This window comes from Mucilaginibacter sp. AK015 (genome assembly GCF_014200785.1).
Lineage (GTDB): Bacteria > Bacteroidota > Bacteroidia > Sphingobacteriales > Sphingobacteriaceae > Mucilaginibacter.
On sequence record NZ_JACHCV010000001.1, the window covers coordinates 324,719 to 351,179 of the forward strand.

At 44.9% G+C, this 26,461-nt stretch carries 22 protein-coding genes and 1 tRNA gene; 6 read left to right on the forward strand and 17 right to left on the reverse strand.

The window, feature by feature from the left end; translation table 11 throughout:
- Positions 1-468: 468 nt before the first annotated feature.
- The 3 genes from HDC91_RS01345 to HDC91_RS01355 all read right to left on the reverse strand — a co-directional run bounded on the left by HDC91_RS01345 (position 469) and on the right by HDC91_RS01355 (position 4,521).
- Positions 469-1,863 (reverse strand): arginine decarboxylase, encoded by a 1,395-nt coding sequence (locus HDC91_RS01345; RefSeq protein WP_162432613.1) that lies wholly within the window; start codon positions 1,861-1,863, stop codon positions 469-471.
- A gap of 208 nt (positions 1,864-2,071) precedes the next feature.
- Positions 2,072-3,019 (reverse strand): citrulline utilization hydrolase CtlX, encoded by a 948-nt coding sequence (gene ctlX, locus HDC91_RS01350; protein WP_255476631.1) that lies wholly within the window; start codon positions 3,017-3,019, stop codon positions 2,072-2,074.
- Between the two features lie 56 nt (positions 3,020-3,075).
- Positions 3,076-4,521 carry an arginine deiminase family protein gene (locus HDC91_RS01355; RefSeq protein ID WP_183547798.1) on the reverse strand — a complete coding sequence of 482 codons (1,446 nt, stop codon included), beginning with the start codon at positions 4,519-4,521 and terminating at the stop codon, positions 3,076-3,078.
- Between the two features lie 280 nt (positions 4,522-4,801).
- On the opposite strand from HDC91_RS01355, the gene argS reads away from it, so the two are divergent.
- Complete coding sequence (gene argS / locus HDC91_RS01360; protein WP_183547800.1) at positions 4,802-6,571, forward strand: arginine--tRNA ligase; 1,770 nt, start codon at positions 4,802-4,804, stop codon at positions 6,569-6,571.
- Positions 6,572-6,679: 108 nt separating this feature from the next.
- Here argS and HDC91_RS01365 read toward each other — a convergent pair whose 3' ends face one another.
- The 11 genes from HDC91_RS01365 to HDC91_RS01415 form a co-directional block, all read right to left on the reverse strand.
- Positions 6,680-6,976: a hypothetical protein gene (locus HDC91_RS01365; RefSeq protein WP_183547802.1), complete on the reverse strand. Its 297-nt coding sequence runs from the start codon at positions 6,974-6,976 to the stop codon at positions 6,680-6,682.
- 132 nt (positions 6,977-7,108) lie between these two features.
- The gene (locus tag HDC91_RS01370) at positions 7,109-7,546 is read right to left on the reverse strand and encodes an SRPBCC domain-containing protein (protein ID WP_183547804.1); all 438 of its coding nucleotides are present in this window, start codon (positions 7,544-7,546) and stop codon (positions 7,109-7,111) included.
- A gap of 142 nt (positions 7,547-7,688) precedes the next feature.
- The gene (locus HDC91_RS01375) at positions 7,689-8,588 is read right to left on the reverse strand and encodes a 3-hydroxybutyryl-CoA dehydrogenase (protein WP_183547806.1); all 900 of its coding nucleotides are present in this window, start codon (positions 8,586-8,588) and stop codon (positions 7,689-7,691) included.
- 47 nt (positions 8,589-8,635) lie between these two features.
- Positions 8,636-9,250 (reverse strand): dethiobiotin synthase, encoded by a 615-nt coding sequence (gene bioD, locus HDC91_RS01380; RefSeq protein ID WP_183547808.1) that lies wholly within the window; start codon positions 9,248-9,250, stop codon positions 8,636-8,638.
- On the reverse strand, positions 9,240-10,370 hold the full coding sequence (locus HDC91_RS01385) for an 8-amino-7-oxononanoate synthase (RefSeq protein ID WP_183547810.1): 1,131 nt from the start codon (positions 10,368-10,370) through the stop codon (positions 9,240-9,242). The genes bioD and HDC91_RS01385 overlap by 11 nt, the downstream gene beginning before the upstream one ends.
- 71 nt (positions 10,371-10,441) lie before the next feature.
- Entirely contained in the window at positions 10,442-10,789 is a 348-nt protein-coding gene (locus HDC91_RS01390) for a Spy/CpxP family protein refolding chaperone (RefSeq protein ID WP_183547812.1), read from the reverse strand.
- Between the two features lie 95 nt (positions 10,790-10,884).
- Positions 10,885-11,664, reverse strand: a complete 780-nt coding sequence (locus HDC91_RS01395) for a LexA family transcriptional regulator (RefSeq protein ID WP_183547814.1) — start codon at positions 11,662-11,664, stop codon at positions 10,885-10,887.
- Between the two features lie 435 nt (positions 11,665-12,099).
- Entirely contained in the window at positions 12,100-12,588 is a 489-nt protein-coding gene (gene msrB, locus HDC91_RS01400) for a peptide-methionine (R)-S-oxide reductase MsrB (RefSeq protein ID WP_183547816.1), read from the reverse strand.
- 155 nt (positions 12,589-12,743) lie between these two features.
- Positions 12,744-15,935 (reverse strand): basic secretory protein-like protein, encoded by a 3,192-nt coding sequence (locus HDC91_RS01405; RefSeq protein WP_183547818.1) that lies wholly within the window; start codon positions 15,933-15,935, stop codon positions 12,744-12,746.
- 64 nt (positions 15,936-15,999) lie between these two features.
- Positions 16,000-18,333 (reverse strand): penicillin-binding protein 1A, encoded by a 2,334-nt coding sequence (locus tag HDC91_RS01410; RefSeq protein ID WP_183547820.1) that lies wholly within the window; start codon positions 18,331-18,333, stop codon positions 16,000-16,002.
- 226 nt (positions 18,334-18,559) lie between these two features.
- Positions 18,560-19,402, reverse strand: coding sequence for an MOSC domain-containing protein (locus HDC91_RS01415; RefSeq protein ID WP_183547822.1), 843 nt, complete (start codon positions 19,400-19,402; stop codon positions 18,560-18,562).
- 140 nt (positions 19,403-19,542) lie between these two features.
- Between HDC91_RS01415 and HDC91_RS01420 the strand changes: the two genes are divergently transcribed.
- The 5 genes from HDC91_RS01420 (at position 19,543) to HDC91_RS01440 (ending at position 23,684) form a co-directional block, all read left to right on the forward strand.
- Complete coding sequence (locus HDC91_RS01420; RefSeq protein ID WP_183547824.1) at positions 19,543-21,252, forward strand: GMC oxidoreductase; 1,710 nt, start codon at positions 19,543-19,545, stop codon at positions 21,250-21,252.
- Between the two features lie 41 nt (positions 21,253-21,293).
- The gene (locus tag HDC91_RS01425; protein WP_183547826.1) at positions 21,294-22,022 is read left to right on the forward strand and encodes a ThuA domain-containing protein; all 729 of its coding nucleotides are present in this window, start codon (positions 21,294-21,296) and stop codon (positions 22,020-22,022) included.
- Between the two features lie 377 nt (positions 22,023-22,399).
- Positions 22,400-22,473: transfer RNA gene (locus HDC91_RS01430), tRNA-Pro, on the forward strand.
- 169 nt (positions 22,474-22,642) lie between these two features.
- Positions 22,643-23,092 carry a DUF305 domain-containing protein gene (locus tag HDC91_RS01435; protein ID WP_183547828.1) on the forward strand — a complete coding sequence of 150 codons (450 nt, stop codon included), beginning with the start codon at positions 22,643-22,645 and terminating at the stop codon, positions 23,090-23,092.
- 127 nt (positions 23,093-23,219) lie between these two features.
- On the forward strand, positions 23,220-23,684 hold the full coding sequence (locus tag HDC91_RS01440; protein ID WP_183547830.1) for an N-acetyltransferase: 465 nt from the start codon (positions 23,220-23,222) through the stop codon (positions 23,682-23,684).
- A 155-nt stretch (positions 23,685-23,839) separates the two neighbouring features.
- Here the strand turns inward: HDC91_RS01440 and HDC91_RS01445 are convergent, their stop codons facing one another.
- The 3 genes from HDC91_RS01445 to HDC91_RS01455 all read right to left on the reverse strand — a co-directional run bounded on the left by HDC91_RS01445 (position 23,840) and on the right by HDC91_RS01455 (position 26,438).
- Positions 23,840-24,700 (reverse strand): RNA polymerase sigma factor RpoD/SigA, encoded by an 861-nt coding sequence (locus tag HDC91_RS01445; RefSeq protein WP_129875191.1) that lies wholly within the window; start codon positions 24,698-24,700, stop codon positions 23,840-23,842.
- A gap of 202 nt (positions 24,701-24,902) precedes the next feature.
- Complete coding sequence (locus HDC91_RS01450) at positions 24,903-25,742, reverse strand: MBL fold metallo-hydrolase (RefSeq protein WP_183547832.1); 840 nt, start codon at positions 25,740-25,742, stop codon at positions 24,903-24,905.
- A 78-nt stretch (positions 25,743-25,820) separates the two neighbouring features.
- Entirely contained in the window at positions 25,821-26,438 is a 618-nt protein-coding gene (locus tag HDC91_RS01455; RefSeq protein WP_183547834.1) for an SOS response-associated peptidase, read from the reverse strand.
- Between the last annotated feature and the right edge of the window lie 23 nt (positions 26,439-26,461).

A 26,461-nucleotide genomic window follows, 5' to 3' on the forward strand; every position in this document is an offset into this window, starting at 1 on the left:
ATGATTTATCCGCCCACATACAGCAGTTAATCAGGTTGTTATGATATGTAATTTGTATTTTCTTCATTTTAATTCCCCAAATATATATATAGTATACGGAATTAGTAGAATTTATTTAAAAAAAGTTTACGAAAAGAGGGATCAGGTTTAACTACAACATGCACAGAGTGAGAAACACAGAGGTAACATAAAAAAGAGCCGTCATTGCGAGGGACGAACAATCTCCCGATAGAAATGTAGGCAGCCAGCCTAAAGAGATTGCTTAGTACCTTGCAATGAGCTGTTGGTATGGTGACAATATATTGTCACCATAAATATTAAACAATTGATTACCAGGTGTTCACGTGTGTTCACGGTGTTCACGTGTGCCGAACGTGAACACTTTTACGCGGCAAGGCGAGTTGTCAGGTCCCTTAAAACAAAAAAGCACCGCCAAAGCGGTGCTTTAATATCTGACAGGACAACATCCTAAGTAGTGTAGCCCAGTATCTTTAATACTTGTTTGCTGTTCTGTTCTTCGCCAAACACTTCAAAGTTGAAGGTTTCATCCCTGTTGCGGCGGATGATGACATGCTTTGGCGAGGGCAGCAGGCAGTGGTGTATGCCGCCATAACCGCTTAATACTTCCTGGTACGCACCGGTATTAAAAAAGCCCAGGTACTGCACCTTGCGGGTTTTTGGCATGTACACGCTGTTCATGTGGGCTTCCTGGTTGTAATAATCCTGTCCGTCGCAGGTGATGCCGCCCAGGTTAACACGCTCGTATTCGCTATCCCAGTTGTTAATTGGCAAAAGGATGTATTTCTGGTTTAGTGCCCACACATCGGGCAGGTTGGTTATGAACGAACCATCAAGCATCAGCCATTTTTCGCGGTCATTCTGCTGCTTACGGCCCAATACCTTATATAATATACCCGAAGCCTCGGCAACGGTGTATTTACCAAACTCGGTAATAATATCTGGTTCCATTGTATCATGCTCGGCGCAGATCTCCTTTATACGGCTCACGATCTCGTTGATCATGTACTCGTAATCGAAATCAAACACCAGCGAATCTTTAAAAGGCATTCCCCCGCCGATATCCAGCGTATCTAAATGCGGGTTTATTTTTTTGAACTTGCAGTAAAGGGTTACATATTTCTCCAACTCGTTCCAGTAATACGGCGTATCAGAAATACCGGAATTAATGAAGAAGTGCAACAATTTTACCTGGAAATTTGGGTTATTCTCGATCTTGTTGTGATAAAAATCTATCACGTCCTCCATACGCACACCCAGGCGCGAGGTGTAAAACTGCGAGTCGGGCTGCTCTTCAGCCGCTATACGTATGCCCAGGTTGCAGGGTGTATCCAGTTCAACCTCGTCATCGTATAGGTTAAATTCTTCTTTATTGTCCAGTACCGGGATGATGTTCTTGAACCCATCGTGCAGCATATCAATAATGTACTGCTTGTATTGGAAGGTTTTAAAGCCGTTGCAAATAACGGTCATATCCTTGCTTAAAGCGCCTTTTTTCTCCAGCGCGTCAATCATTGGCATATCAAAAGCCGACGATGTTTCCAGGTGGATATCGTTACGCAGGGCTTCTTCTACAATATGCTTAAAGTGCGAACTTTTGGTGCAATAGCAATACTTATACGTACCGCGGTAATTATTTTTGATGATAGCCTGCTGAAAAAGCAGCTTTGCCTGCTGTATCTTCTTGCTGATTATAGGCAGATAAGTAAAGCGCAGGGGGGTGCCGTACGTTTCAATCATCTCCATTAAATTGAGGTCGTTAAAATAAAGTTCGTCCTCTATTATCTCAAAACCATCCTGTGGGAAACCAACGCTCAGGTCAAGAAATTCCTGGTAACTCTGCATTCTTTAAAATTTGGTGCAAATGTATATTTTAAACGGATTTATTTGCTATTTGTTGGACGGAATTTTTATAGTAGGAATGTAATTTATTTGGGAGGGTGGGATTGCAGCGCTATTTGTCTGAGCCGTGATTTGCAGGATGGTAGGAGCACTGGGATTTGTTATCCAGTCGTGCAGCCACAAGCAGTACACTTGCCGTATCATCCGAAAACTAATCTCTAACCTCCAAATGCACTTCGGCCATCATACACCGTGCACTGCCGCCGCCGTTGGTCTCAATGGTACTGATATCGGCATATACCAACTTGCCATATCTTCCTAAAGCCGTTTTTTGCTCAGCGGTTAACGACTGAAAGGCCGCCTGCGACATTACCACCAGGATATCGCCATCCGCATTTTTAACCTCGAGCATATTGCCTGCGAAATGGTTCATCTGATCGAAAGTGATATCGATCACCTCTTTGCCTGTCGATTTTAGTGAAGAGATAACGGCATTTTTTTCCTGCGCATTCACTATGCTCTCCAGACAAATCACTGCAAACCCGCTGCCAATGGCCATCAACACATTGGTATGGTAAATAGCTTGCCCGTTTTGGTCAAAGGCGTCAAAGGTTACGGCTTTATAACCGGTATAGTCGCAAAAAGCTTTCAATACTTCCGCATTGGTACGGGGCGACAGGCATGCATAGGCTATCTTATTCTCCCTGTCCAGCACCATACTGCCTGTCCCTTCTAAAAACTGATTTTTTTCTTCAAACCAGCTCAAATCAATTACGTGATTGGCTTCGAAGTTTTCCTCCAGCTGCCGGATGATATCTTCCCTACGCTCCAGTCTGCGGTTCTGGGCCTGCATGGGGTACAGGAAGATATCGCCTGTGCTGTGAAATGATATCCAGTTATTTGGGAAGATAGAGTCGGGAGTGTGCGGATCAGGCGTATCATCTATAACGGTTACCATTACCCCGTTATGGCGCAGCACCTTAACAAAACCGTCAAACTCCCGCTGCGCTTTTTGCTGTACAGCTTGCTGATCGGCATCCTGTTTCTGAAAGGCGTTACTTTGGGCAGTTTGTGCGTTAAAGCCAAATGCCACCGGGCGTATCATTAATAGGTTATTTGTGCTTTGCATTTGTTCAATAGTTAATGTTTCATAGGTCATGGCAGTGTATGGTTCAGATAGAGATACTATGAACTATCATCTACGAACCGCGAACACTACAGAATTGAATCACGTTTGAGCGGCATGCTCATACAATGGAACCCCCCGCGGGCTCGTGAAAGCTCGGCTGATGGCATTAATATCAACGTATCCTTCAAATCCTGTGGATTTATTGAGCCGCTTTCAAACTCAGGCAGCAGATCTGTAACGTGAACGACGTTGAAGCCGCTTTGCTTAAAAGCTTCAACGGTTTTGTCGTTACGGTCATAACCCAGCACTACGCCATCTTTGAGGGCCAGCAGGTTGCAGCTGTCGGTCCACTGCTCGCGTGCATCAAATGGAAACTTGTCGTTACCGGAGTAAATAAATTTGGTAGGCTCGGCACAGTCCAGGTCCTTTTGGCTGATGTTATCTAACAGGTCTTCGAGGGTGTCAAATGTTTTCGGCTTTTTATCTTTCCTAAACTGTACTATCTCCGGCTTATCCTTATTTTTTTTATCGGCAAACCAGGCAATCGGTTCGCGCTGCGATTGCTCGGTTTCGGTAATAGTTAACGACCTTAGCAATACCCACACGTTTCGTTTTACCTGCGTAAAAACGGTATCTATGTGCATATAATCGCGTTTGTGGGGGATTTTTACAATGGTTATCTTATTCACCACATCATTCTCAAATAATAACTTTATGGCTTCGTTGGCACCGCTTATAGAGGTACGCTCGCTGCATCCAATGATCAGGTGCTGCGGACTAACCATCATCACATCACCGCCTTCCAGCGTTGTTTTTTCTTCATTGGCTTCGCCAGGGCGTAAAAAATGCTGCTTGTTTTCAGATATCTCAATAATGTTATTGCGATAGGCCTCAAACATGGGGTGATTAAAAAAGATGTACCGCATCAGCAAGGTCTCGCGCGAACGGGCTTTTTTAGCGGGTTTGTTCAATAAAATATGATTATTGATGGCAATACCCAGGTCTCGGGAGAATATCAGGTTTGGGATAGGCGCGAAGATCATGGTGTCATCGTCCAACGAACCCGAGATAAATATTTTGGCCAGCTCCACCGGATCGGTGTCTATCAATTGTAACTGCAGGCGGTAGTTGCAGCTTTCAATAGCGCACACGGAAGCAACCAGTTTTTTGCGGATATCATCTTTTTGCAAAATATCGCTCAGCAGTGTTTGTATCTCAATGACCTTTGCAGAATTATGGAAAGCCGGATTATCCGGTTTAAAAAAATCGCGGTTGCTTTCCGGGCTGTCTATCTCGCTCAGCTTGCCCTTTATCTTATCAGGATCAAGAAAATACATCAGCAGTTTAATGTAATAATCGTATTCCTTGCGGCGCATGGTGTCCAAATGCACAATATCCTCAAACAACCAATCCTGGGCCTTTGAGGGTACCACTTTGCCCAATCCGCTATCGGGGCTGTGTACCAAAAGTACGCGCAGGTTGCCAATCTCAGATGTTACATCTATCTTAAAATCCCGGTTAGTAAGTGTCATAAATGGTTGTAAAGAAGCAGCAAAGCTATTGTTTTTTAGCGGAAGTTTACTCACCCCGCGGCACTACGTGCGCGACCCTCTCTTCGCTGCGCGGAAAGAGGGTTTTGGTTCCTTCCTTCTCACCCTCTTTGCGCAGTAGAGAGGGTCGACCAGCGCAGCACAGTCGGGGTGGGTCGATCGCCCGGCGACAAACGAGGCGATAGATACCGCTTGTTATGTTTTTGAAAAAGACTATAAACTATGAACCATTAACCATAAACTTATTTATTAATTTTGCGCGATGGATTTTATTATTGAGGCTGTTGTTAAGGCCGTTAAAGATTTATACCAAACCGATATTACAGCCAAAGATGTAAACCTGCAGGAAACCCGTAAGGAGTTTGAGGGGCAGGTTACACTGGTTACTTTTCCATATACTAAAGTTTCACGTAAAGGACCTGAGCAAACAGGCGCCGAAATTGGCGAATACCTGCAAAAAGCGTTGCCTCAAATTGCAGCTTTTAATGTAGTTAAAGGATTTTTAAATATTTCTTTGTCTGACAGCTTCTGGCTGGATAAACTCCATACCGAGATTTTAAATGATGAATTCGCGGCAGCAAAACCAAACGGCAAAAAGGTAATGGTGGAATATTCATCGCCAAATACCAATAAACCGCTTCACCTTGGGCATATCCGTAACAACCTGTTAGGGTTTTCGCTGGCAGAAATACTGGCGGCTGCGGGTTACGATGTGGTAAAAGCCAATCTGGTAAACGACAGGGGCATCCACATATGCAAAAGTATGGTGGCCTGGCGCGAGTTTGGCCAGGGCGAAACTCCCCAAAGCAGCGGCTTAAAAGGCGACCACCTTGCCGGTAAATATTATGTTTGGTTTGATAAGGCCTACAAACAGCAGATACAAGAACTAATTGAAGAAGGCCAAACTGAAGATGAAGCCAAAAAAAACGCCCCATTGATCAAGGAAGCGCAGCAAATGCTTTTACAATGGGAGGCGGGCGATGAGGCGGTTATCAATCTTTGGAAAACCATGAACGGCTGGGTGTACGATGGTTTTGATGTTACCTATAAAACCCTTGGCGTAAGCTTTGATAAATATTATTACGAAAGCAATACCTACTTATTAGGTAAAGATATAGTTGAAGAGGGCCTTGCAAAGGGCGTTTTTTTTAAAAAGGACGACGGTTCGGTTTGGATAGATCTTACTGCCGAAGGCCTCGACCAGAAACTTGTATTGCGTGCAGATGGAACATCGGTTTATATCACCCAGGATCTGGGTACCGCGCAGTTAAAGTACGACGATTTTAAGATGGACGAATCCATTTATGTGGTGGGTAACGAGCAGGATTACCACTTTAAGGTGCTTTTCCTGATCCTGCAAAAACTGGGCAAAAGCTGGGCGCAGGGTTTATATCACTTATCTTATGGTATGGTCGACCTGCCATCGGGTAAAATGAAAAGCCGCGAGGGAACTGTGGTTGACGCCGACGACCTGATGGCAGATATGTTTAGCACCGCTAAAGAAACTACCGAGGCTATGGGCAAAGTAGACAGCTTTAGCGAAGAGGACAAGGATAAACTATACCGCACCATTGGTATGGGCGCGTTAAAATATTTTCTGCTTAAGGTTGATCCCAAAAAACGCCTGCTGTTCGATCCTAAGGAATCAATAGATTTTCAGGGACATACGGGGCCGTTTATCCAGTACACACACGCACGTATCAAATCGGTACTTAGCAGAGCGGGTTATACCGCAGCAGGCAGCACAAACGATGTTGCCAACCTGGATGGCATAGAACGGGACCTGATCGTTACCCTGACCAAATTCCCGGAAACAATTGCAGAAGCCGCGTCGGCACATAGTCCGGCGGTAATCGCCAACTACGTGTACGAACTGGCAAAAACCTACAATAAATTTTACCACGAAAAACCTATCCTGCAAGCCGAAGAAGAACGCTTAAAACAATTCAGGCTGCAGCTTTCCGCCGCATCAGCAAAGGTTATCAGCAATGCCATGGGCCTGCTGGGGATAGAGGTACCGGAGAGGATGTAGATGTGCAGATATGCAAATTACAGATGTGCAGATGAACTTCGTTTAAACCTTTAACACATACTTGATCATCCGCATATTTGCACATCCGCATATCTGCACATCAAAAAATTACCTTCTCCAGTGGCCTTTACGCCAGGCGTATCCCCTCGGCGTGTGCACCCAATTGCCTTTTACGTAAACGCGGTTGCCACGCGGGCGGGTGTAATAGCCGTTTCTGTAAACATATCTGTGGCCGCGGTAAACCCATTCGCCGGGCACCCAATAGGCGCGCGGGTATGGTGCAACCGGCCTTACATAAACCGGTTCTACAGGTTGATCGGCCACATAATAATCACTTGCACATGATGACAGGAACAGCGAACCCGCTATTGCAGCTATCACCCCGAATTTTGATAATGTTTTCATCTGTACATTTTTTAGTAGATACTTATATGACAGACGCAAAAAAGAAAGGTTTAAGGTGGTAAGTAGGGAGCGGGGAGCGGTTCTGTCAAACTGATAGATGCCACATTAATTTCAGCACGACAAAAAAGAATATTATCTCAACCCCAACACAGCTTCCAGCCTGTCAAAATTCTCTTCGTTGGCGGGGATACAAATATGTTTTACCTTTTCAAAAAGATCTGTTGTTTCAAACTCCTGTTCAAAAATAAGGCTGGTTTGGTTGTCCACAGGCTCAAACGTGGCAGTGAGCTTAAAAATCGGTGCGTTCACATGGTTTAAAATGATCCTGTTGGGGCCGACTTCTACAAATACGCTTTCATTTGGGTAGTCGGCACCGTTAGGGCTATGCATGGTAAATTTCCAGTTACCGCCCGGTACAGGGTTAAATTCGTGAAACGTATTGCTGAATCCTTTTGGTCCCCACCATTTAGCCAGCTTTTCAGGATCCGTCCACGCATCAAACATCTTTTCAGCAGTTGTATCAAATAGCCTTATAGATGTTACTGTGCGGTCGTTAGCGTTGTTTTCCATATTAGTTCATTTATATCTTCTCATCCTGAACGATAATGAAAGATCTATTATCGAATTGTACATCACCGATATGCATGTCGGCGATTGGATGCTTCACTACGTTCGGCATAACAAACCGTTTAAGCTTGTCAAAAACTCCCCTTCAGGGGGCAGGGGGGCCAAATTTATCTGCCACCACCAAATCTTTACTTCCCGGTGTATATTTATAAAACCCGCTACCGCTTTTTACGCCCAGGTGGCCCGCAGTTACCATATTTACCAATAACGGGCAAGGCGCATACTTAGGGTTGCCGAAACCGGTATGCAGTACTTTTAATATTGCCAGGCAAACATCCAACCCTATAAAATCTGCCAGTTGCAGCGGCCCCATAGGGTGGGCCATACCCAGTTTCATTACGGTATCTATTTCGTGTACGCCGGCAACACCTTCAAACAAGGTATAAATGGCTTCGTTTATCATCGGCATTAATATGCGGTTGGCCACAAAACCCGGGTAATCGTTCACTTCAACCGGGTCTTTACCCAGTTTGCGCGACAGTTCCATTATGGTATTGGTTACTTCATCCGTAGTAGCATAACCCCTGATCACCTCAACCAGTTTCATAACCGGCACAGGGTTCATAAAATGCATACCTATTACATTGGCCGGTTTAGCGGTTACCGATGCAATTTCGGTAATGGAAATAGAAGATGTATTTGATGCCAGTATCACATCGGTTTTGCAAACCTCGCTGAGCTGCTTAAAAAGGTTCAGCTTTATCTCGCGGTTCTCTGTAGCAGCTTCCACAACCAGGTCGGCATCGGCGGCGCCATCCTTTACATTTGTGTAGGTTTTTATATTATTTAAGGTCGATGTTTTGACGGCCTCGTCAATGCTGCCCTTTTTTATCTGGCGATCCAGGTTGCCTGCTATAGTTTGCAGGGCTTTTTGCAGCGCGTTTTCGCTGATATCTACAAGCGATACATTAAATCCATTTTGCGCAAATGTATGCGCAATGCCATTGCCCATAGTACCCGAGCCTATTACGGTGATATTCTTCATTTGATATAATTGGTTGGCGTTCCGTTGGATTGGAAATCGGCTGCAAATTACAACGAAATATATTTACCCGCATCAGCAATTGTACTTTTATTAACGCTTGCCAGCGGCGGCACCCGGCCTAAATGCTTTATTTGTGTATATGCCGTAATATAATCCTCGGTAGATGCATTTTCTTCTCCATTGAAAATGATGCCTTTAATGGGGATGCCACGCTGTTTTAACGCCTCAACAGATAACATGGTATGGTTAATGCTGCCCAGGTAGTTTTTAGACACCAGTATTACCTCGGCTTGTAGCTGTTGTATCAGGTCGATGATCAGGAAATGGTCGTTGAGTGGCACCATCAGTCCGCCTGCGCCTTCTATTAATAATTGGTTATCGGTTTTTGGAGGTATTATTGTTTTTTCATCTATCTCAATTCCATCCAGCGCGGCCGATTTATGCGGCGAATAAGGTTGGGTAAGCCGGTATGCTTCCGGGTGAAATACCGATACGCTGTTTGATATCAACCGCTGCACCTTCATCGAGTCGGAATTGTCCAGATCGCCGGATTGTATGGGCTTCCAGTAGTCGCATTTTAATTTTTCAACCAATATGGCCGATATCAGCGTTTTGCCTATATCTGTGCCGATACCGGTTACAAATAAGGGTTTATATTTCATGGATGATGTTGTTGATAGTGGATGTGAGCAGACTGATTTCTTCTGAGGTGTTATACGCGTGGATGCAGATCCTTATCCTCTCGCTGCCCTGCGCTACGGTAGGACTTAATATCGCGCGTACATCTAAACCTGCGTTTTGCAATTGAATTGCCGCGTATTTGGCTTTGTGGTTGTCACCTAAAATCAGGCATTGTATAGCGCTATCGCTGTGTAACAGCGGGTAGGCATTGTTTACGCAGAGGTTCATTTTAAACAAGCCGATGTTTGCGTGAAGCTGCGCAATATCTGCCGACGAGGTTTTTAATAAACTGTAAGCCGCTTTTATGGCTGCAAGCTGGTGAAACGGCGCTGCGGTAGTATAAATGAACGACCGGGCAAAATTGATCAGATATTCGCGCAGCATATCACTACCTAAAACAATAGCCCCGTGGCAGCCCAAAGCTTTACCAAACGTTACCAAACGGGCAAAAACCTTATCCTGTAAATTTAAATGACTTACCAAACCGGCGGCATATAAGCCGACCGCGTGTGCTTCATCTACAATTAAATGCCCGCCATATTGTTGTGTAAGCTGCAAAATTTCTGCAATAGGAGGGGTGTCGCCATCCATCGAGTAAACGCTTTCTATCACCACGTAACAAATGCCTTTTGCGTTCTTTAATTTCCCCTCCAGGCTTTCCAGATCATTATGGCGAAAGATGTAGCGGTTGGCATAACTTAGCCGCGCACCATCTATGATAGATGCATGTACCAATTCATCGCATATAATGGTGTCGCCTTTTTGCGGTAACGATGAGAACAAACCCACATTAGCATCATAACCCGAATTAAACATTAACCCGGTTTCCGCCTGATGAAAAGCGGCTATTTGCGTTTCCAGTTCTTCGGTATAAGCAGAATTGCCCGAGATAAGGCGCGAGCCCGTTGCTCCATTTAAGCTTTGCGGATGGCTTGCTGTTTCTCGCCGGATATTATCTTTTAAAACAGTTGACCGGGCAAAACCAAGATAATCGTTCGAGCAAAAATCAATAAGACCACTTTCGGGGCTCAGTGCGCGGTAGTTGCCCTGCAATTTGCGTTCATCAAGCTTACTTTGTATATATTTTTCGGATGATGCCACGCTTACAATTTTCTGCTAAAATAAAAAAAGCGGCTTATAGCCGCTCCTTTTATTATCAATAATGTTTTTGATTACCGGCCACCGCCGCCATTTTGTCTTTGGGCGCGTCTTTCGTCCATTTCTTTCTGCCATGCAGCTGCCTGCTCGGTAGTTAAAACGGCTTTAACTTTATCCATGGTAGCCTGCATCATAGGGCGCATTTGTGTCCTCATATCACCACCGGCGTTACGCAAGCTGTCTATCGATTTCATTTGCGCATCGTAAATAACGGTGATCTTTGCCGCCTGGTCGTCTGTAAGTTTCAGGCTTTCCTTCATTGCTTTAACCCTGTCGGCAGTGCTCATTCTTTGGCGGCCCTGCGCGAAGCTAACTGCTGATATCCCCACAAGGAACAAGCAGATCATCATGATCTTTTTCATAGTCTGGTTTTTTAGTTTTTTAATTTAATGTTGTTATGATAAAGATAACGGTGAATAGTTTAACCCCATACTATGTAACTTAATTGTTGCCGTAATTAATTAACATCCTTATTGTTAAGGTTAGCTATTGATCGTTGCATCTGCGCCATCATGCTGGTAAGGCTTTCCATAGTAGGCTCGGGCGATGGCATTGGCATGTGGGTAGATATATAGGCTTTGGCCTTCCAAACTTCAAGCACATCTTCAGCGCTTACTTCGTATGGCTCATAAACCGGGTTATCTGATATCAGTTTCAGGTTCCGGTTCTCTTTATATTTATTACCCGCGCGTTTATAAACTACGCCATCGTTTTTTGTAATAAAAACATACGTTTCGCCCACTTTTACATCGGCCCAGTTCTCCTGATATTCGCCTATTATAATAGTGCCCGATTGCAGCGGTAACATCGAATCGCCTTTTATCTCGAAACCCCGATAAGTGCCCTGCTTAAACATAGGCAGGTATAGTTTTGGCAATTGCGATACGTATTCAGGGTCAGCATACCCATTTAGGTAGCCGGCGCTTGCCTTTAGCGGCACCATTTCTATGTTCTCGTTATCGTCCTTATCTACCGATATACTTAATATCCTCAGGTTCGCGGGATTACCTTTTGGCTTTGGCGCCCACTTTTCATCGATGGTTTCGTTGATAAAGTCGTCAATTGATACGTCAAAAAATATTGCTAATTGTTTTAGTAGTTCATATTTGGGTTCGGCCCGCTCTTCCTCGTATGCGCCTACTAATGAACGCTTTATGCCAACCTGGTCGGCAAATTGCTGCTGGGTTAGCCCTTTCTTTTTTCTAAGGAACTTAATATTTTGTGAAATTTTCGACATAAAAATTTGGAATTGCTAAAATAGTTAGTATTTTTATGCTCATAAAATTAGTAATTATTTTTTAAACAGCAAATTTTTTTATCAAATGAAGAGGTTCGTTTATATAATCACAGACAGAAACAGGAAGAATTTACATGTTGGTATGTGTACCGATCTGCTTAAAACTTTAAAGTTTTACAGCGAAATGCCGACGTTATTTTTTGATAGCGCCCAGCAACTTAACCGTTTGGTTTATTTTGAAGAGATAAATACCGAAGAGCAGGCCATGGAGCGCTTTAAAATGGTGAGCACTTACACCCGTCCTCAAAAAGAAAAAATGATACGCCCGGTAAACCCGGATTGGGTTGACCTAACCGCAGGGTTAAATTACGAATGTGGTGTGAGGGTTAAGGCCCACTTATGGCAGGCCATCAATACAAGGGGCGCGCAGGGCGGTTACTTTTTAATAAATATCAAGGCGCCCGAATTCATACAGTATCGTTTGCCGCCTCTGTCGGCAGGGCCGTCGTTAAACACGTGTCCCAGGTGCAGGCCTGTACTTTTTTCGACAACCTCATCGCGGCTCATGCCGAAGCTGCTATCATGCACTATTGCTATCTTGCCGGTATCTGCCGGTTTTACAAAACTTGGCCAGCCGGTGCCACTGTCAAATTTATCGGCCGAGGTAAACAGCACTTCGCCAGTAGCTGCACTTACATACACACCTTTTTGATGGTTGTTATAATATGCGTTATTAAAAGGTGGCTCGGTGCCACGATTTACCATTATTTCGTATTGATTTGCCGTTAGTTTCTTTTTCCACTCTGCGGCCGGTTTGCTAAGCCGTCCCTTTTCGGCCACGGTTTTGTTTTGTCCGTTTAAGTTATCGCAACCAAAAGCTGTAACCAGGCTAATTATCAGTATCGCCAATATCGATCTTTTCATAATACTTTAATTACGAATATAAACAGTTAGCGGTTTGCGGTCGCCGCTTTGCAGTAGATAGTTGCCAGTTTGCAGCAGGCAGTTAGCTGTTGCTATCCTTTAATGCAAACGGTAAACTCAGAACTGCAAACCGTATATTGCCAACTGAAGGAATCCTACCAGCCCGGTGCAAAGGTTAAGCCAAATACAGGCTTTTTAACATCCGATCGGTTGAACGGAAAAGCGTAATAGGGCTCAAGTACAAACGCGCCAAAAACATTTACCCTTAACGATATGCCTGCGCTTAACGCCGGCACACGGTTATATACCGGGTATTGAACAGCATTACCTGCCTGATCTGTAAAATTGTTATAACCTACAATATCCGGGTTTAGTTTAAACTTCACCTGGTCGCCCTGGTTCCACGCAAGTCCGGCATCAAAAAACAGGTTAAGGTCGGTAAATAAAAACTTCGACTTGATCACTGCCAACTTTTCGGGCCCGGTAAATGGCAGGCGCACCTCGAAGTTGGCCACCGCTATACGGCTGCCTGACAATTGGTCGATGGTAAAGTTGTTGGTAGTAGCCGTTTGCGAGTTGTAAAATGTTTGGGCTTCGTACCCGCGGATAAGAAATGGATAGCCCACATATAGTGGATATAGCGCGCTTGCATCCCCGCCCAGCCTGCCATAGCCATACAACCTTGCAGCAAATGTTACCGGCGCGGTCCTTACGTATTTTCTCAGGTCAATTGTAGGGGCAAAAAAGTGATAAGTACCAAAATTGTACTCGGCTTCTATACGAAAACGATGCCCGTTAAGCGGCGCGGCTATGCCGAAGTACGAATCGTCGCCCACCAGCGCGGTGCTCAGGCCATATATAGCAAAGGGCTTCAGGTCCTGGCCGTATTCGCTGCGGAATTGCTCACGCGATATCTTATGTTTTTTAAAGTCGATAGCATTGCCCAGGTAAAGCTGCTGATTCCCAAATTCATCCTCAAGAGTGGCATAGCTGTAATAGGTGCTGTACCGGTCTACACGGTATGAATAGCGCGAGGCCGAAGTGCCAATCTCCGCACGTAATGTTCTGGACATGGGGTACGAAGCAAACGCCTGCAGCTGATCTTCAAACGTACGGATGATATCTGTTTTCTCTTCATAAACCGGCGTGGGCTGGCCGCCAAAGTCGATAGTAGTAAAGCCATATCCGTATGTACCCGACTGGTACGGAATATGCGATAACCCCACGCCAAAATTCCACCGGCCCTGCTGGTTGATATAAACCACCTGCCCGCCAAAATCATATATTTCACCGTTTACCGCAAGCCCCGCATAAATTTGGTTACGCCCCAGTATATCGCTGAATACGCCTTGGATCCCGCTTGACAGCCCGGTGCCGTATGAACCTACCGAAGCCCCGATGCCGTTACTGGCCAGATAATCTAACTTAAACTTGGGTTTGTATGGTATGGCGCGTATGGAATCGAGCGGTATTTTACTATACGCCAGGTAATTATTCAGGTTGCTGTTGATTAGGTCGACGCCAACCGCACGAATAGGGGGGAGCATTGCTGCTGTAAAATCTGTATTGCCGCCATTAACCACAACGGGTTTAAAATCAGATACCTTAGCGTTATAAATGGCATACTTTTGGGCACGGTAATACGAGTAAACCACATCGTCGTTAGCAGAAAGACTCAACGCCGGCGAATATTCCGTGATACCGCAAATGCCCGTGAACAGATCTGTTAACTGCTCAACCTTACCGCTTGCCAAGGTATAGCGGTACATGTTTCTGAAACCATCTTTGTTTGACAGGAAGTAAACCTGTGTGCCATCTGAAGAGTACTGCGGGTTTAGGTTATTAGCCCCGTCGAATACCTTGATATCGGTTACTTTGCCGGTAGCTATATCCAGCTCGGCTAAATCAAAAGTAATATCCTGCGAGAGTTTTGTATCATAAGTGGCCCTGTCGCTCGAGAAAATGATACGTTTACCGTCCCTTGAAAAATTTGGCTGGTAATCAGAATATTTATCGTTGGTAAGTTGAGTAACTTTCTTTGAGTCGAAATTATACATGTACAGATCCGACTGCCCTTCAGATAATCCCTGAAAAGCCACGTTTTTGCCATCCGGAGACCACGACAAGTTACTGAATTGGCCTGCCTTGCCCATAGAAACATCGTTTGCAATACTGCCATCCGGTACATTAACAACCAACATGCGGTTGCGCCCTTTGCTGAACACGCTGAACGCGAATTTTTTACTATCGGGCGACCACGTGCCCGCCGACTCTATAAAGTTAAATTCATCAATGTGTGTGTTGGATACCTTACTGGTCAGGCGTTTTATGATCCTGCCGGTTTTAGCGTCAGATAAATAAAGATCAATACTGAAAAGGCTTTTTGATGACAGGAACGCAAGGTATTTGCCATCGGGACTTACGGATGGGGCAACGGTAAGATCGCCGCCTGTTTTGGCATCAATAATACGGTTACCCACCGGCGTTTGTACGGTATCTTTTAAAAAAGGCTTATAGGTATTTTCGATAGAATTTTGCCATAGCCTTGAAAGGGTTTTGTCGTCATAACCAAAGGTTCGCCTTATACCGTACTCCAGGCCAAACCGCGCCGTGTTTTTAAAGAAAGGCACAATAATGGTATCGCCATAAGTAGAACCTAAAAATGACCAAAAGGCTTCGCCATACCGGTATGGAAAGTATTTATTGCTCTCGGTAAGCGCGCGTACGGTGGGGATATCGTGGTTCAGATACGCATCGCGCATCCACATAGCTGTATACGCATCTTTTTTACCTAACGACAGGTATTCCGCCATACCCTCTATCATCCATAGCGGCAGGTTACCTATATTTTCAAAGTTCGACGAATCGTGACCGAGCAATGTGTGGTATTGAAAGGCATGCACCAACTCGTGCCCCAGTACATGCCGGGTTGTTTGGTTTGTTTCCATTATGGGCATTACCACGCGGTTCTTTAAACCTTCGGTAATACCGCCTGTACCAACACTAATTTCCCCGTCGATAGCGGTAGTTTGCTGGAAATCGGGGTGATTGGCATATAATATTATGGGATTAGGCTTGTTAAACGTATCGCGGAACACTTGCTGGTGCAGCGTATACCATAACTCGCTTTCCTGTGCAAAGCGCTTTATCAGGCTGTCGTTTTTCAGGTAATAATAGATCTCGAAGTGCGGAGTTTTATAAACCTTGAATTTAAGGTTTTTATAACGCACCTTGTTTTGGCCGAAGTACTGGGCTTTTGCCTGCTGGCTAAACAGCAGGGCAACGGTAAGGCACAATAATATAAAAGGGTACTTTATAGATAACTTATAAGGTAAGCGTTTATTCATATACAGCGTATTATGCAATAGTGCTAATTTATACTAAATACGTGCCTTAAACAAGGCCGGTTGCCTAATTATTTGTTGCCGGCGGGGCGCCCTCAGGGTTTTCGGCGGGGGGCGGTACAGTTGCCGGCGCGCTTGTAGTATCCATCGGGGTTTCCATCAGGCTATCGGTACTGGTTGTGTCCTCCCTTATCACCGGCGACGGGCAAATATATTCCTTAGTTATCTTAACCCACGGCTTCGGGAAAGGCCCGTATGTATAACCGGATTTAGGGTCTGTGTAAACCTTTTCCATAAAAGCGCCAAAAATAGGCAATGCGGTGTGCGAGCCTTCGCCTGTTTCTGATGTGGTAAAATGTACGCTCCGGTCATCGCAGCCTACCCAAACGCCGGTTACCAGGTCTTTGGTGATGCCCATATACCAGCCATCAACATAATCGCTTGATGTGCCGGTTTTACCCCCAATCTGGTTGTTCTTTTTCCAAAGGTCGGGGTATTCCCATAGTGCCTGCGATGTGCCACCCGGTTCTTCCATACCGCCACGGAACATATATAACATTAACCACGCTGTCTCTTCGCTCAGAACGCGTTCGGCCTTTAGTTTAAACTCTTGTAAAACGTCGCCTTTCTGATCCGTTATTTTTGTTACCAGCAATGGGTCTACTTTTTCGCCCTTGTTCAGGAAAGTGCTGTAAGCCCTCACCATCTCAAAAACCGATACGTCGTTTGAGCCCAACGATACCGATGGCACCGATTTTAACGGACTTTCGATGCCTATTTTGTGCGCATAGTCCACAATTTTGTCCCATCCCACATGTTCTGTAAGTTGGGCGGTTATCGAGTTTACAGATTTTCCCATCGCCCAGCGTAACGACATATCGCGGTACGAAAAATGAAAATCGGCGTTATTTGGCTGCCACACATCATCCTTGCCATTATCTTTATATTTAATGGTTACCGGCTTATCGGTAAACTTATCACAAGGGGTAAAACCGTTATCTAAAGCGGTAACGTAAGCAAACGGTTTAAACGTTGAACCTGCCTGGCGTTTTGCCTGGTTTACGTGGTCGTAATTAAAGTATTTATAATCGATGCCTCCAACCCAAACTTTTATTTTACCGGTAGATGGCTCCATGGTCATCATGCCTGTATTTAATAGTTTTGCATAATATTTTATAGAGTCGATACTTGAAAAAGTGGTGTCCTTGTCGCCGTTCCAGGTAAAAACGGTCATGTGTTTCTTTTTCTCGAAGTATTTTTTTATCTCTGTGGTGTCGCCGTTGTATTTTTTACTAAGAAGCTTATAAATAGGGAGCCTTTGCTCGGCTTTCAATAAAAAGTCTTTGATCTCAACGCCTTTACTGTCCCTCCACGGATTTTTGTTGCCCCAAAGGTTATTAAAGCGTTTTTGCAGCATCTTCATTTTCTGAGCAACGGCTTCCTCGGCATATTGCTGCAGTTTCGAGTCGATTGTGGTGTATATTTTTAGCCCGTCTTCGTACAGGTCATAATCATTATCCTTGCACCATTTGTCGAGCCATTTTTCTACGGCGCGGCGGATGTACGAGTCGCTTTGCCCGGTACGGTCTACATAGCTCAGATCCAGGTTCAACGGCATCCGGCTGTATTTATCGTAATCGGCCTTTTTCAGGTAACCGTATTTCTCCATCTGGCCAAGTACCACGTTGCGGCGTTCTAACGAGCGCTGCGGGTAAACACGCGGATTATAGGTTGATGTGGCCTTTAACATCCCTATGAGCGTAGCCGCTTCGGCGGGGTTAACCGCATCGGGCGTTTTGTTAAAATATTTTAAGGTAGCCGTTTTTATCCCGAACGAGTTATTGCCAAACGGAACGGTATTAAGATACAGCGTAAGTATTTGTTGCTTGTTGTACAGGTGCTCAATTTTAAAAGCGGTAAGCCACTCTTTACACTTAAAAACTATGGTGCGTATTAATGGGATGTGCCTTATAATCCCCTGTGATTTACGCTTGCGTGTATTGAAAAGGTTTTTCGCCAGTTGCTGCGTAATGGTACTGCCGCCGCGCCTGTCGCCTTTTGCGGTTGATACCAGGCTACCCATAAAGCCCACAAAATCTACGCCCCCATGTTTATAAAAACGCGCGTCTTCGGTATAAACAAGGGCGTTTATCAGGTTAGGGGAAATGCTTTTATATTCAACAGGCGAACGGTTCTCTTTGTAAAAACGACCGATGAGCTTACCATCCGCGGTGTAAACTTCTGATGAAAGCGACATGGTAGGCGTTTTGATATCGCTCATATCGGGCGAATAGCCAAACAGCCACAGAAAGTTTAATTCGATGGCGCAAAAAAAGATGATAATGAAATAAATAAGTATAGTAAAGTATCTTAGGTACCGGTTCTTTATTTCTCTGAACATTGGGTAAAGATGTAAAATTAAGCGCCTAAATCATAACAGGCGCCAACAAAAGTTAAAAACGCAATTTTAATAAGTAAATTTTAAGTTAACCTGTTTGAGCGAAAAATATTTTAAATGCAAATGTCAAAAACAGCTAAATCTGCTCAGAAAGCATAATTACTACCAGAGTTAATGGGAATGCGTTGCGAGATATCGTTAATAATAATACGCGGGTGCAAGGATGATGCTACGCCACAGGTGCATTGCCCAGCAAAAAACGTTCTTCCGTGTGTTGCGATAAAACATTTATTACGTCGCCTACATGTAAAAGGCCCGTACTGTTAAACACCAGGTTTTGTCCAAACAGTATTTTGTTGCCTTTACGCCGATAACCGGCGAGCGTTTTTAATGGTTCTTTGTATTTTATAGCTGTTTGCTGGTCAATAGTGGTCATGATACAGCGTGCGCACAGCTTTACGCCGTACATATCAACGTCGTTGATCCTGATATGGTTCATCAGGTCCTCGCAGTAAGGTTCCCCGCCTTCAAATACTATATTCGGCCTGAAGCGGTTCATTGGCACCTTTTCTGCAAGCCTGCTGTTCAGATCGTCAAGCGATGCCTGGCCGATGATCAGCGCCGGGTAAGCGTCGGCAAACGCTGCGATGTAGCCGGGTCGGGTGTACTTCGGGTCGGTAGAGCGATGTGTTTCATCGGGCATATAAACCAGGCGTGCGGCCATATCTAATTTAGCCGAAAACCAGGCATCGGCTTCGTCGCTAACCAGTTGTCCGGCGCAGGTATCGTCCCAAATGGTAACATCCAAACGGTCAGTTTTTAAGGGTTCAAAGGGAATATGCAGCGATGACCCATCCGGCAGGTAAGTAACCTTTAATCCGTCATCTTCCAGTTCCGGCGTAAATAAGGCCATTTGTGCGTGTTCGCGCTGCGACAGGAAACGGTTATTATCATCTATCAGCATCCAGCGGCGGTCGTGCAGTAAACTGCGGTCGGTAAGTTGTGCCTTATTGAGGGCTATACCGCCAAGAGATTTTATCGGGTATATATTCAACTGGCTGATACGAAGCATACACAAAAGTAAAGCATTGAAATATCATTTTTAGGGAAATATAATTGTTTAATTTACAATTGATTTATTGGGTATTAATTAATAGTATTGTTAAACCAATTACAATAACCGGTGCCCTGAGCCGGTATAAACCTACAAATATGTCAATAAGCGTACCCAACATTAATGGCAAGGCTACGGCCGATAACACATACGATGCAATTGTAATAGGATCGGGCATAAGCGGGGGATGGGCGGCAAAAGAGCTTACCGAGCGTGGCCTGAAAACCATTATGCTGGAGCGCGGCGCTAATTACGAACATGTTAAAGATTATAAAACCGCGCAATACAACCCCTGGGATTTTGAGCATCGCGGGAGCGCTACGCAAAAGCAGCGTAAAGAACGGCCGGTAATATCGCGCGGGTGGGGCGCATACGAACCTATTATAGATGCCTGGGCCGATGAGCAGGCAGCACCCTATACCGAGGTAAAGCCTTTTAACTGGTGGCGATCGTACCGGTTAGGCGGCCGATCAATCCTTTGGGGGCGCCAAAGCTACCGCTGGAGCGACCTTGACTTTGAAGCAAACGCGAAAGATGGCTGGGCGATAGACTGGCCCATACGCTATAAAGATATTGCACCATGGTATGATCATGTTGAAAAATTTGCCGGCATAAGCGGCTCAATTGAAGGTATACCCAACCTGCCTGATGGACAGTTTTTGCCCCCTATGGACCTGAATTGTGTGGAACGTGATGTAGCGGCCAGGATAAAAAAAGAGTTTGGACGCCATATGATCATAGGGCGTATAGCCAACCTTACAAAGGCCATACCTTACCGTACAGGCTGCCAGTTCAGGAACAGGTGCTGGGAGGGGTGCCCGTTCGGCGGATATTTCAGCACGCAATCGTCAACGCTGCCGGCGGCTTTAAAAACCGGTAACTTAACGGTTAGGCCTCAATCCATCGTTACCAAAATATTGTACGATAAGGACACGCAAAAAGCTAAAGGCGTTGAGGTATTGGATGCCGAAACCAATAAAACCTATGAGTATTATGCTAAAGTTGTATTTGTTAATGCCTCGGCACTAAACAGTGCCTGGGTGCTCATGAACTCGGCGACAGATATATGGCCTGAAGGGTTGGGAAGCAGCAGCGGCGAACTAGGCCACAACATCATGGATCACCATTATAACCTGGGTGCCAGCGGTGATGTAGAGGGGTATGAAGATAAATACTACTTTGGCCGCAGGCCTAATGGCCCTTACCTGGTTAGGTTTGCCAATGTGGGCGACGATAAGCGCGACTATCTGCGTGGCTTCGGCTACCAGGGTGGGGCAAGCCGCAATGGCTGGAGCCGCGAAATAGCCGAAATGAATATTGGCGGTGCATACAAGGATGAATTATCGGAACCCGGAGGGTGGAGGATAGGTATTGGCGGTTTTGGCGAGTTGCTGCCATATCACGATAACAAGATAACGCTTGATAAAACCCGGAAGGATAAATGGGGCCTACCAATATTAGCTATGGATGCCGAGATAAAGGATAATGAAAAGAAGATGCGCATAGATATTGTAAAAGAAGCCAAAGCCATGCTGGAGGCAGCCGGTGTAAAAAACGTAAACACCTACGACAGCGGGCATAACGTAGGCGATGGCATCCATGAAATGGGTACGGCACGGATGGGCCGGGACCCTAAAACATCGGTATTGAACAAGCATAACCAGGTATGGGACGCCAAGAACGTATTTGTTACCGATGGTGCCTGCATGACCTCGTCGGCATGCCAGAACCCGTCATTAACTTATATGGCCATAACCGCAAGGGCGGCGAATTTTGCAGCCGACGAGCTGAAAAAGGGTAATATATAGAAATAAAGGTTAGTGATCAGCGATTAGTTAATTATCGAAATATGAATTTTAGAAATAGTTTTTTATTAGTAGCAGTGCTGATGGTAATGAATATCAGCTGTATTGCCAGGCCAAAACCAAAAGTGCTTATATTTTGCAAAACAGCTGGTTTTCATCACGAATCCATAGCGGTTGGGATACCGGCGATCATTAAACTTGGCAAAGAGAATAACTTTGATGTGGATACTACCACCAATTCCTCAAAGTTCAATGCCGATAATCTAAAACAATATGCTGCCGTGATATTCCTGAGTACTACCGGAGATGTGCTGAATAACGAGCAGCAAGCCGCTTTTGAACAATACATACGGGCCGGGCACGGTTTTGTTGGCGTGCACGCCGCTACCGATACCGAGTACGATTGGCCGTGGTATGGGGGCCTGGTGGGGGCTTATTTTAAAAGCCACCCCGCAAAGCAACAGGAAGCAAAGCTCGACGTAGTAAACCGAGATTTCGCGGCGACAAAACACCTGCCCGCAACCTGGCAACGGTTAGATGAATGGTACAATTACAAATGGATAGCTCCCGACCTGCAAGTGCTGATCAAAATAGATGAAGGAAGTTACACCGGCGGGGAAAACGGCGCTAATCATCCCATGAGCTGGTATCACCAATACGACGGTGGCAGGGCGTTTTACACCGCGCTTGGCCATACCGATGCATCGTACGCAGAACCGCTTTATTTAAAACATTTATTGGGTGGTATACAGTACGCGATAAACAACAAGTAGTCATTTACATAAGTAAAATAGTAAAGCCCTGCTTCACTTGCTGATGCAGGGCTTTTTATCAAACGATTATATTCCCCCTATTTTTAATAGTATAACCTTTGATATTGACGCTTACGGCCCGCCAGTTTTCGGGCTGTAAGTTTTTTTGCAATTGTACCTTGTACCAATACATTGCCTGCAATAAAGTAACAACCATTTTAATTGCGCAGCAATACTACATATGTAGTATTTTAAGCGTTAACGGCACCATTTTAGGCAGATAACCAAATATTTTAAATCATAAGTTTATGCAAATGAATTGGTTAAACAATCACCCCGAAATTCTTTTAAAAAAAGTTTGCACAGCTACACAAAAAAGCTACCTTTGCAATCCCAATCGGGATGTAGCGTAGCCCGGTATCGCGCCACATTTGGGATGTGGAGGCCGCAGGTTCGAATCCTGCCATCCCGACGGTACAGGACAAGTCAAATTTATTTTTGGCTTGTCCTTTTTTATTTTATCCAACTCTTTGCTAATCAGGTATATTACGGGGACACTGACGTTAATCAGGGTGGTGCGAACGGCATAGCCATTGTAAACAAAACGCCTTTACAACTGTTCTTTTTAAAACACTACGCTGATGAAAAACGGAAATTACGGAAAGTTTGCGCGTATGCTGGCCGCTTCTTTCGTGCTGATGTATGCAATCATGTTTTTGAATGTGAACGAGCCGGATCATATCTATATCAATATGACCCGATTTTATATGACACTGATGATGATCGCCGCCATGGCGGTACTCATGCTGGTAATGATGCCCATGATGTATCCGGATAAAAGGAAAAACCGGGCATTGATAATTGTTGGCATCGTAGTGTTCGGGCTGGCTTTTGCCGGGGTGCACCGGCAGGTGGGTATCAGTGATGTGCAATATATGAAAGGCATGATCCCTCACCATTCCATCGCGATCATGACCAGCGAGAATGCACATATCACCGACCCGCGGGTGCGCAAGCTGGCTGATGGTATCATTGCGACGCAGGAAAAGGAGATCAAAGAGATGAAAGCTTTGATCGACAGTTTACAGTAAATCAATAACGATTTGAAAAAGCGAAAATTTGAGATTACTATACAGCCGAGCGGCGCGGCTTCAGGAAAAATCGCGAAGCGCAAATCTTGTCATTTTAAAGACCGTCAGTTCCCTTAAATTTATCGTTATGGAAATAGATCTGGCAGATATCAAGATACGTACAGCTGACGTAAATGATTTGTCTGCCTTGTCTGCCTTTCGTGGTAATACTGCTGACGACCAGTACTTTTGGTTGCAACGGATTGGCGGCTACCTTAATGCAACGTATCATCCGCAACAAGCACTGCCCAAACGGGTTATTTTTGCGTCGGAGTATAAGGATAGTTTGATCGGCTGGATTGCCGGTCACTTAACCCGCCGTTACGATTGCCAGGGCGAATTGCAATGGTTAGATGTACAGCCGGAATTCCGGTTTGCCGGCGTAGCCTCGGCGCTATTAACTCAACTTATGTTATGGTTTCAGCAAAACGGGGCTGCGCGCATTTGTGTAAATTGCGCGCCCGATAACAATGCAGCGCTTGCTTTTTATAGAAAGAATGGTGCGCAGCAATTGAATGACCATTGGCTGGTGTGGCCGGATATTGAAAAGTAAGCTTTACGCAGACTATTTAATGTGTTGCGGCTTTGGCTGAAATTAACTCATACGTTATCACGCTAACATATTAACACCATATCCGTAGCCCGGTACCAATAAAAAAATCCCGGTGACTATATGTTACCGGGATTTTTGTTGACAAGCAATGGTTGTTATCCTAAATACGATTTCAGGATCTTGCTGCGCGATGTATGGCGTAAGCGTTGTAAGGCTTTATCTTTTATCTGTCGTACGCGTTCGCGGGTTAAATTGAACTTTTCGCCAATTTCCTCCAGCGATAGAGGATGGTTGCTGCCCAAACCAAAGAACAGCACAATAATTTCGCGCTCGCGCTCGGTTAAGGTCGATAATGAACGTTTGATCTCTTCCGAAAGCGATTCGTTGATCAGGATCGAATCGGTATTCGGTTCCTGGTTTTCCAGTACATCTAATAAAGTGTTTTCTTCGCCCTGTACAAACGGCGCATCCATAGACACGTGGCGGCCGCTGTTGCTTAGCGTATCAGATATTTTATCAACGGTAGTTTCCAGCATGTCGGCAAGTTCCTCCGGCGATGGCTCGCGTTCGTACTCCTGTTCCAATTTTGAAAACGCCTTGCTTATCTTGCTTAACGACCCTACCTGGTTCAAAGGCAAACGTACAATACGGCTTTGTTCGGCAATAGCTTGTAGTATAGATTGGCGGATCCACCAAACGGCATATGATATAAATTTGAAACCTTTAGTTTCGTCGAAACGCTTCGCAGCCTTAATAAGGCCTAAGTTACCTTCGTTAATAAGGTCGCCGAGGGTAAGGCCCTGGTTTTGATATTGCTTGGCTACAGATACCACAAAACGAAGGTTTGTTTTTGTCAGGCGTTCTAATGCAGCCTGGTCGCCTTCTCTAATTTTCTGTGCTAAGATTACTTCTTCTTCGGCAGTTATTAGGTCAACTTTACCAATTTCGTGTAGATATTTGTCGAGGGACTGTGACTCACGGTTGGTAATTGATTGAGTTATTTTGAGTTGTCTCATTTATTTAATTAACCTCGATTCTTGAATTTAGAATTGAACGTGCAAAGTTACAAATTTGTTTCTAAAAATAATATTTTATAGCTAATAATGCCAGTATTTTACTATAAAATGAAAGAAGTTTTAAGCAACGGTATTTGGAATAATTTTTGTGAGGAAATATTACCAAATAACAAACTAATAAAATTACCTAAACGTTAAATCGCTAAATTTCATCGAGTTTAAACATGTTTTTTACCCTGATACCTTTTTCGGTTTGTTGCAGTGTGCAGCACTCGTTCACCGGGTCGTGTTCCAGGTATAGGATATAGTCTTTTTCAACAGCTTCGTTCCAGTAGGCTTTTCGTTCTGCAAGTGTCTTCAGCGGGAACATGTCGTAAGCCATGATATAGGGCAGGGGCAAATGCCCGACAGAAGGCAGCAGGTCGGCCATATATAAAATGTGTTTACCATTATAGTTAATAAGCGGCAGCATCATGGCGTCTGTGTGCCCGTAGGCAAAACGTATGCTGATCTCGTCTGTAAAAGCAATACCATTTACCGGATCAATAAATTGCAGTTGGCCGCTTTGTTGTATGGGTAGGATGTTCTCTTTTAAAAAGGAAGCCTTTTCGCGGTCGTTTGGATTTACCGCCCAGTCCCAATGCTGCGGGTTGCTCCAGTAGGTAGCGTTTTTAAAAGCAGGTAATAACTTTTCGCCCTCACGTACAACAGCGCCGCCCACATGGTCGAAATGCAGATGGGTTAAGAATACATCGGTTATATCATCGCGATGAAAGCCTTTTGCGGCTAACGAGCTATCTATTGTGGCGTCGCCATGCAGGTAATAATGACTGAAAAACTTTTCATCCTGTTTGTTGCCGATGCCTGTGTCAACCAGTATCAGGTGGTTGCCATCCTCTATCAGCAGGCAGCGCATGGCCCATGTGCAAAGGTTATTCTCATCGGCGGGGTTGGTTTTGTTCCATAACGATTTTGGTACAACCCCAAACATCGCCCCGCCATCCAGCTTAAAAAAACCGGTATCAATGGTGTGTAGCTTCATGTTAAACTAAGCAAATTTAAGGCAAGTTAACAAATATCTTTAACCGGAACAGGTAGACAGGGCAGGGGCCCCTAAACTTTAGCTGCCCTGGCTATGGTCTTTTTCAACCGTGATCTTAAGCGTTTCCGCAAGGCAGGGCCTGTTTTGCAAAAAAGCGCTCCGCTCAACGCCGCTGTAATTTTTATTAAGCCAGGTTTTTATATCGGTTCGCTCCAGGATGGCCGGCATACGGTCGTGTATGGCTGCCATAGCGCGGTTGGGCGGCATGGTGATCATGGCAAACGTGGGGATAAGCACATTGGTTTGTATATCTATCCATATATCCCAAAGCCCGGCTATGTAAAAAGGTTTTCCATCCGCACGTTCTATCCTGTATAGTTTTTCGTGAGATTTGTTATATTCAAAAAAGGCCTGTATACGTATAACACAGTGTTTTTTACCCAGTAGCTGCCGCCACAGGCCAACAGAATGCAGCGTTTCTATACGCGCATGCTTGTTTTTACTGTGGATCTTATCATCATCCAAAGTAAGCAATCCCCACCTGAACGGCTGTACCTTATCGGGCATAGCATCAGTTACAACAGGCAGCATAGAGCCCGGATTGCCTGTACTATTAGCCTTAGGCGTAAACTGGCGCCCATCGCGGCCGGTAATTAAAATATCTTTATTCTCGCTTACTAAAACTCTTCCGCACATATAATTTAAAACGGACAAATTTA

What these genes read in the sequence shown, in the direction of transcription:
- HDC91_RS01395 (WP_183547814.1), bottom strand. Translation starts at nt 11,664, where the DNA reads ATGTCGAAAATTTCACAAAATATTAAGTTCCTTAGAAAAAAGAAAGGG.
- argS (WP_183547800.1), top strand. Translation starts at nt 4,802, where the DNA reads ATGGATTTTATTATTGAGGCTGTTGTTAAGGCCGTTAAAGATTTATAC.
- HDC91_RS01415 (WP_183547822.1), bottom strand. Translation starts at nt 19,402, where the DNA reads ATGCTTCGTATCAGCCAGTTGAATATATACCCGATAAAATCTCTTGGC.
- HDC91_RS01420 (WP_183547824.1), top strand. Translation starts at nt 19,543, where the DNA reads ATGTCAATAAGCGTACCCAACATTAATGGCAAGGCTACGGCCGATAAC.
- HDC91_RS01405 (WP_183547818.1), bottom strand. Translation starts at nt 15,935, where the DNA reads ATGAATAAACGCTTACCTTATAAGTTATCTATAAAGTACCCTTTTATA.
- HDC91_RS01370 (WP_183547804.1), bottom strand. Translation starts at nt 7,546, where the DNA reads ATGGAAAACAACGCTAACGACCGCACAGTAACATCTATAAGGCTATTT.
- ctlX (WP_255476631.1), bottom strand. Translation starts at nt 3,019, where the DNA reads ATGACCTATGAAACATTAACTATTGAACAAATGCAAAGCACAAATAAC.
- HDC91_RS01445 (WP_129875191.1), bottom strand. Translation starts at nt 24,700, where the DNA reads ATGAGACAACTCAAAATAACTCAATCAATTACCAACCGTGAGTCACAG.
- HDC91_RS01375 (WP_183547806.1), bottom strand. Translation starts at nt 8,588, where the DNA reads ATGAAGAATATCACCGTAATAGGCTCGGGTACTATGGGCAATGGCATT.
- HDC91_RS01440 (WP_183547830.1), top strand. Translation starts at nt 23,220, where the DNA reads ATGGAAATAGATCTGGCAGATATCAAGATACGTACAGCTGACGTAAAT.
- HDC91_RS01450 (WP_183547832.1), bottom strand. Translation starts at nt 25,742, where the DNA reads ATGAAGCTACACACCATTGATACCGGTTTTTTTAAGCTGGATGGCGGG.
- HDC91_RS01455 (WP_183547834.1), bottom strand. Translation starts at nt 26,438, where the DNA reads ATGTGCGGAAGAGTTTTAGTAAGCGAGAATAAAGATATTTTAATTACC.
- bioD (WP_183547808.1), bottom strand. Translation starts at nt 9,250, where the DNA reads ATGAAATATAAACCCTTATTTGTAACCGGTATCGGCACAGATATAGGC.
- HDC91_RS01410 (WP_183547820.1), bottom strand. Translation starts at nt 18,333, where the DNA reads ATGTTCAGAGAAATAAAGAACCGGTACCTAAGATACTTTACTATACTT.
- HDC91_RS01425 (WP_183547826.1), top strand. Translation starts at nt 21,294, where the DNA reads ATGAATTTTAGAAATAGTTTTTTATTAGTAGCAGTGCTGATGGTAATG.
- HDC91_RS01435 (WP_183547828.1), top strand. Translation starts at nt 22,643, where the DNA reads ATGAAAAACGGAAATTACGGAAAGTTTGCGCGTATGCTGGCCGCTTCT.
- HDC91_RS01355 (WP_183547798.1), bottom strand. Translation starts at nt 4,521, where the DNA reads ATGACACTTACTAACCGGGATTTTAAGATAGATGTAACATCTGAGATT.
- HDC91_RS01345 (WP_162432613.1), bottom strand. Translation starts at nt 1,863, where the DNA reads ATGCAGAGTTACCAGGAATTTCTTGACCTGAGCGTTGGTTTCCCACAG.
- msrB (WP_183547816.1), bottom strand. Translation starts at nt 12,588, where the DNA reads ATGAAAAGATCGATATTGGCGATACTGATAATTAGCCTGGTTACAGCT.
- HDC91_RS01390 (WP_183547812.1), bottom strand. Translation starts at nt 10,789, where the DNA reads ATGAAAAAGATCATGATGATCTGCTTGTTCCTTGTGGGGATATCAGCA.
- HDC91_RS01365 (WP_183547802.1), bottom strand. Translation starts at nt 6,976, where the DNA reads ATGAAAACATTATCAAAATTCGGGGTGATAGCTGCAATAGCGGGTTCG.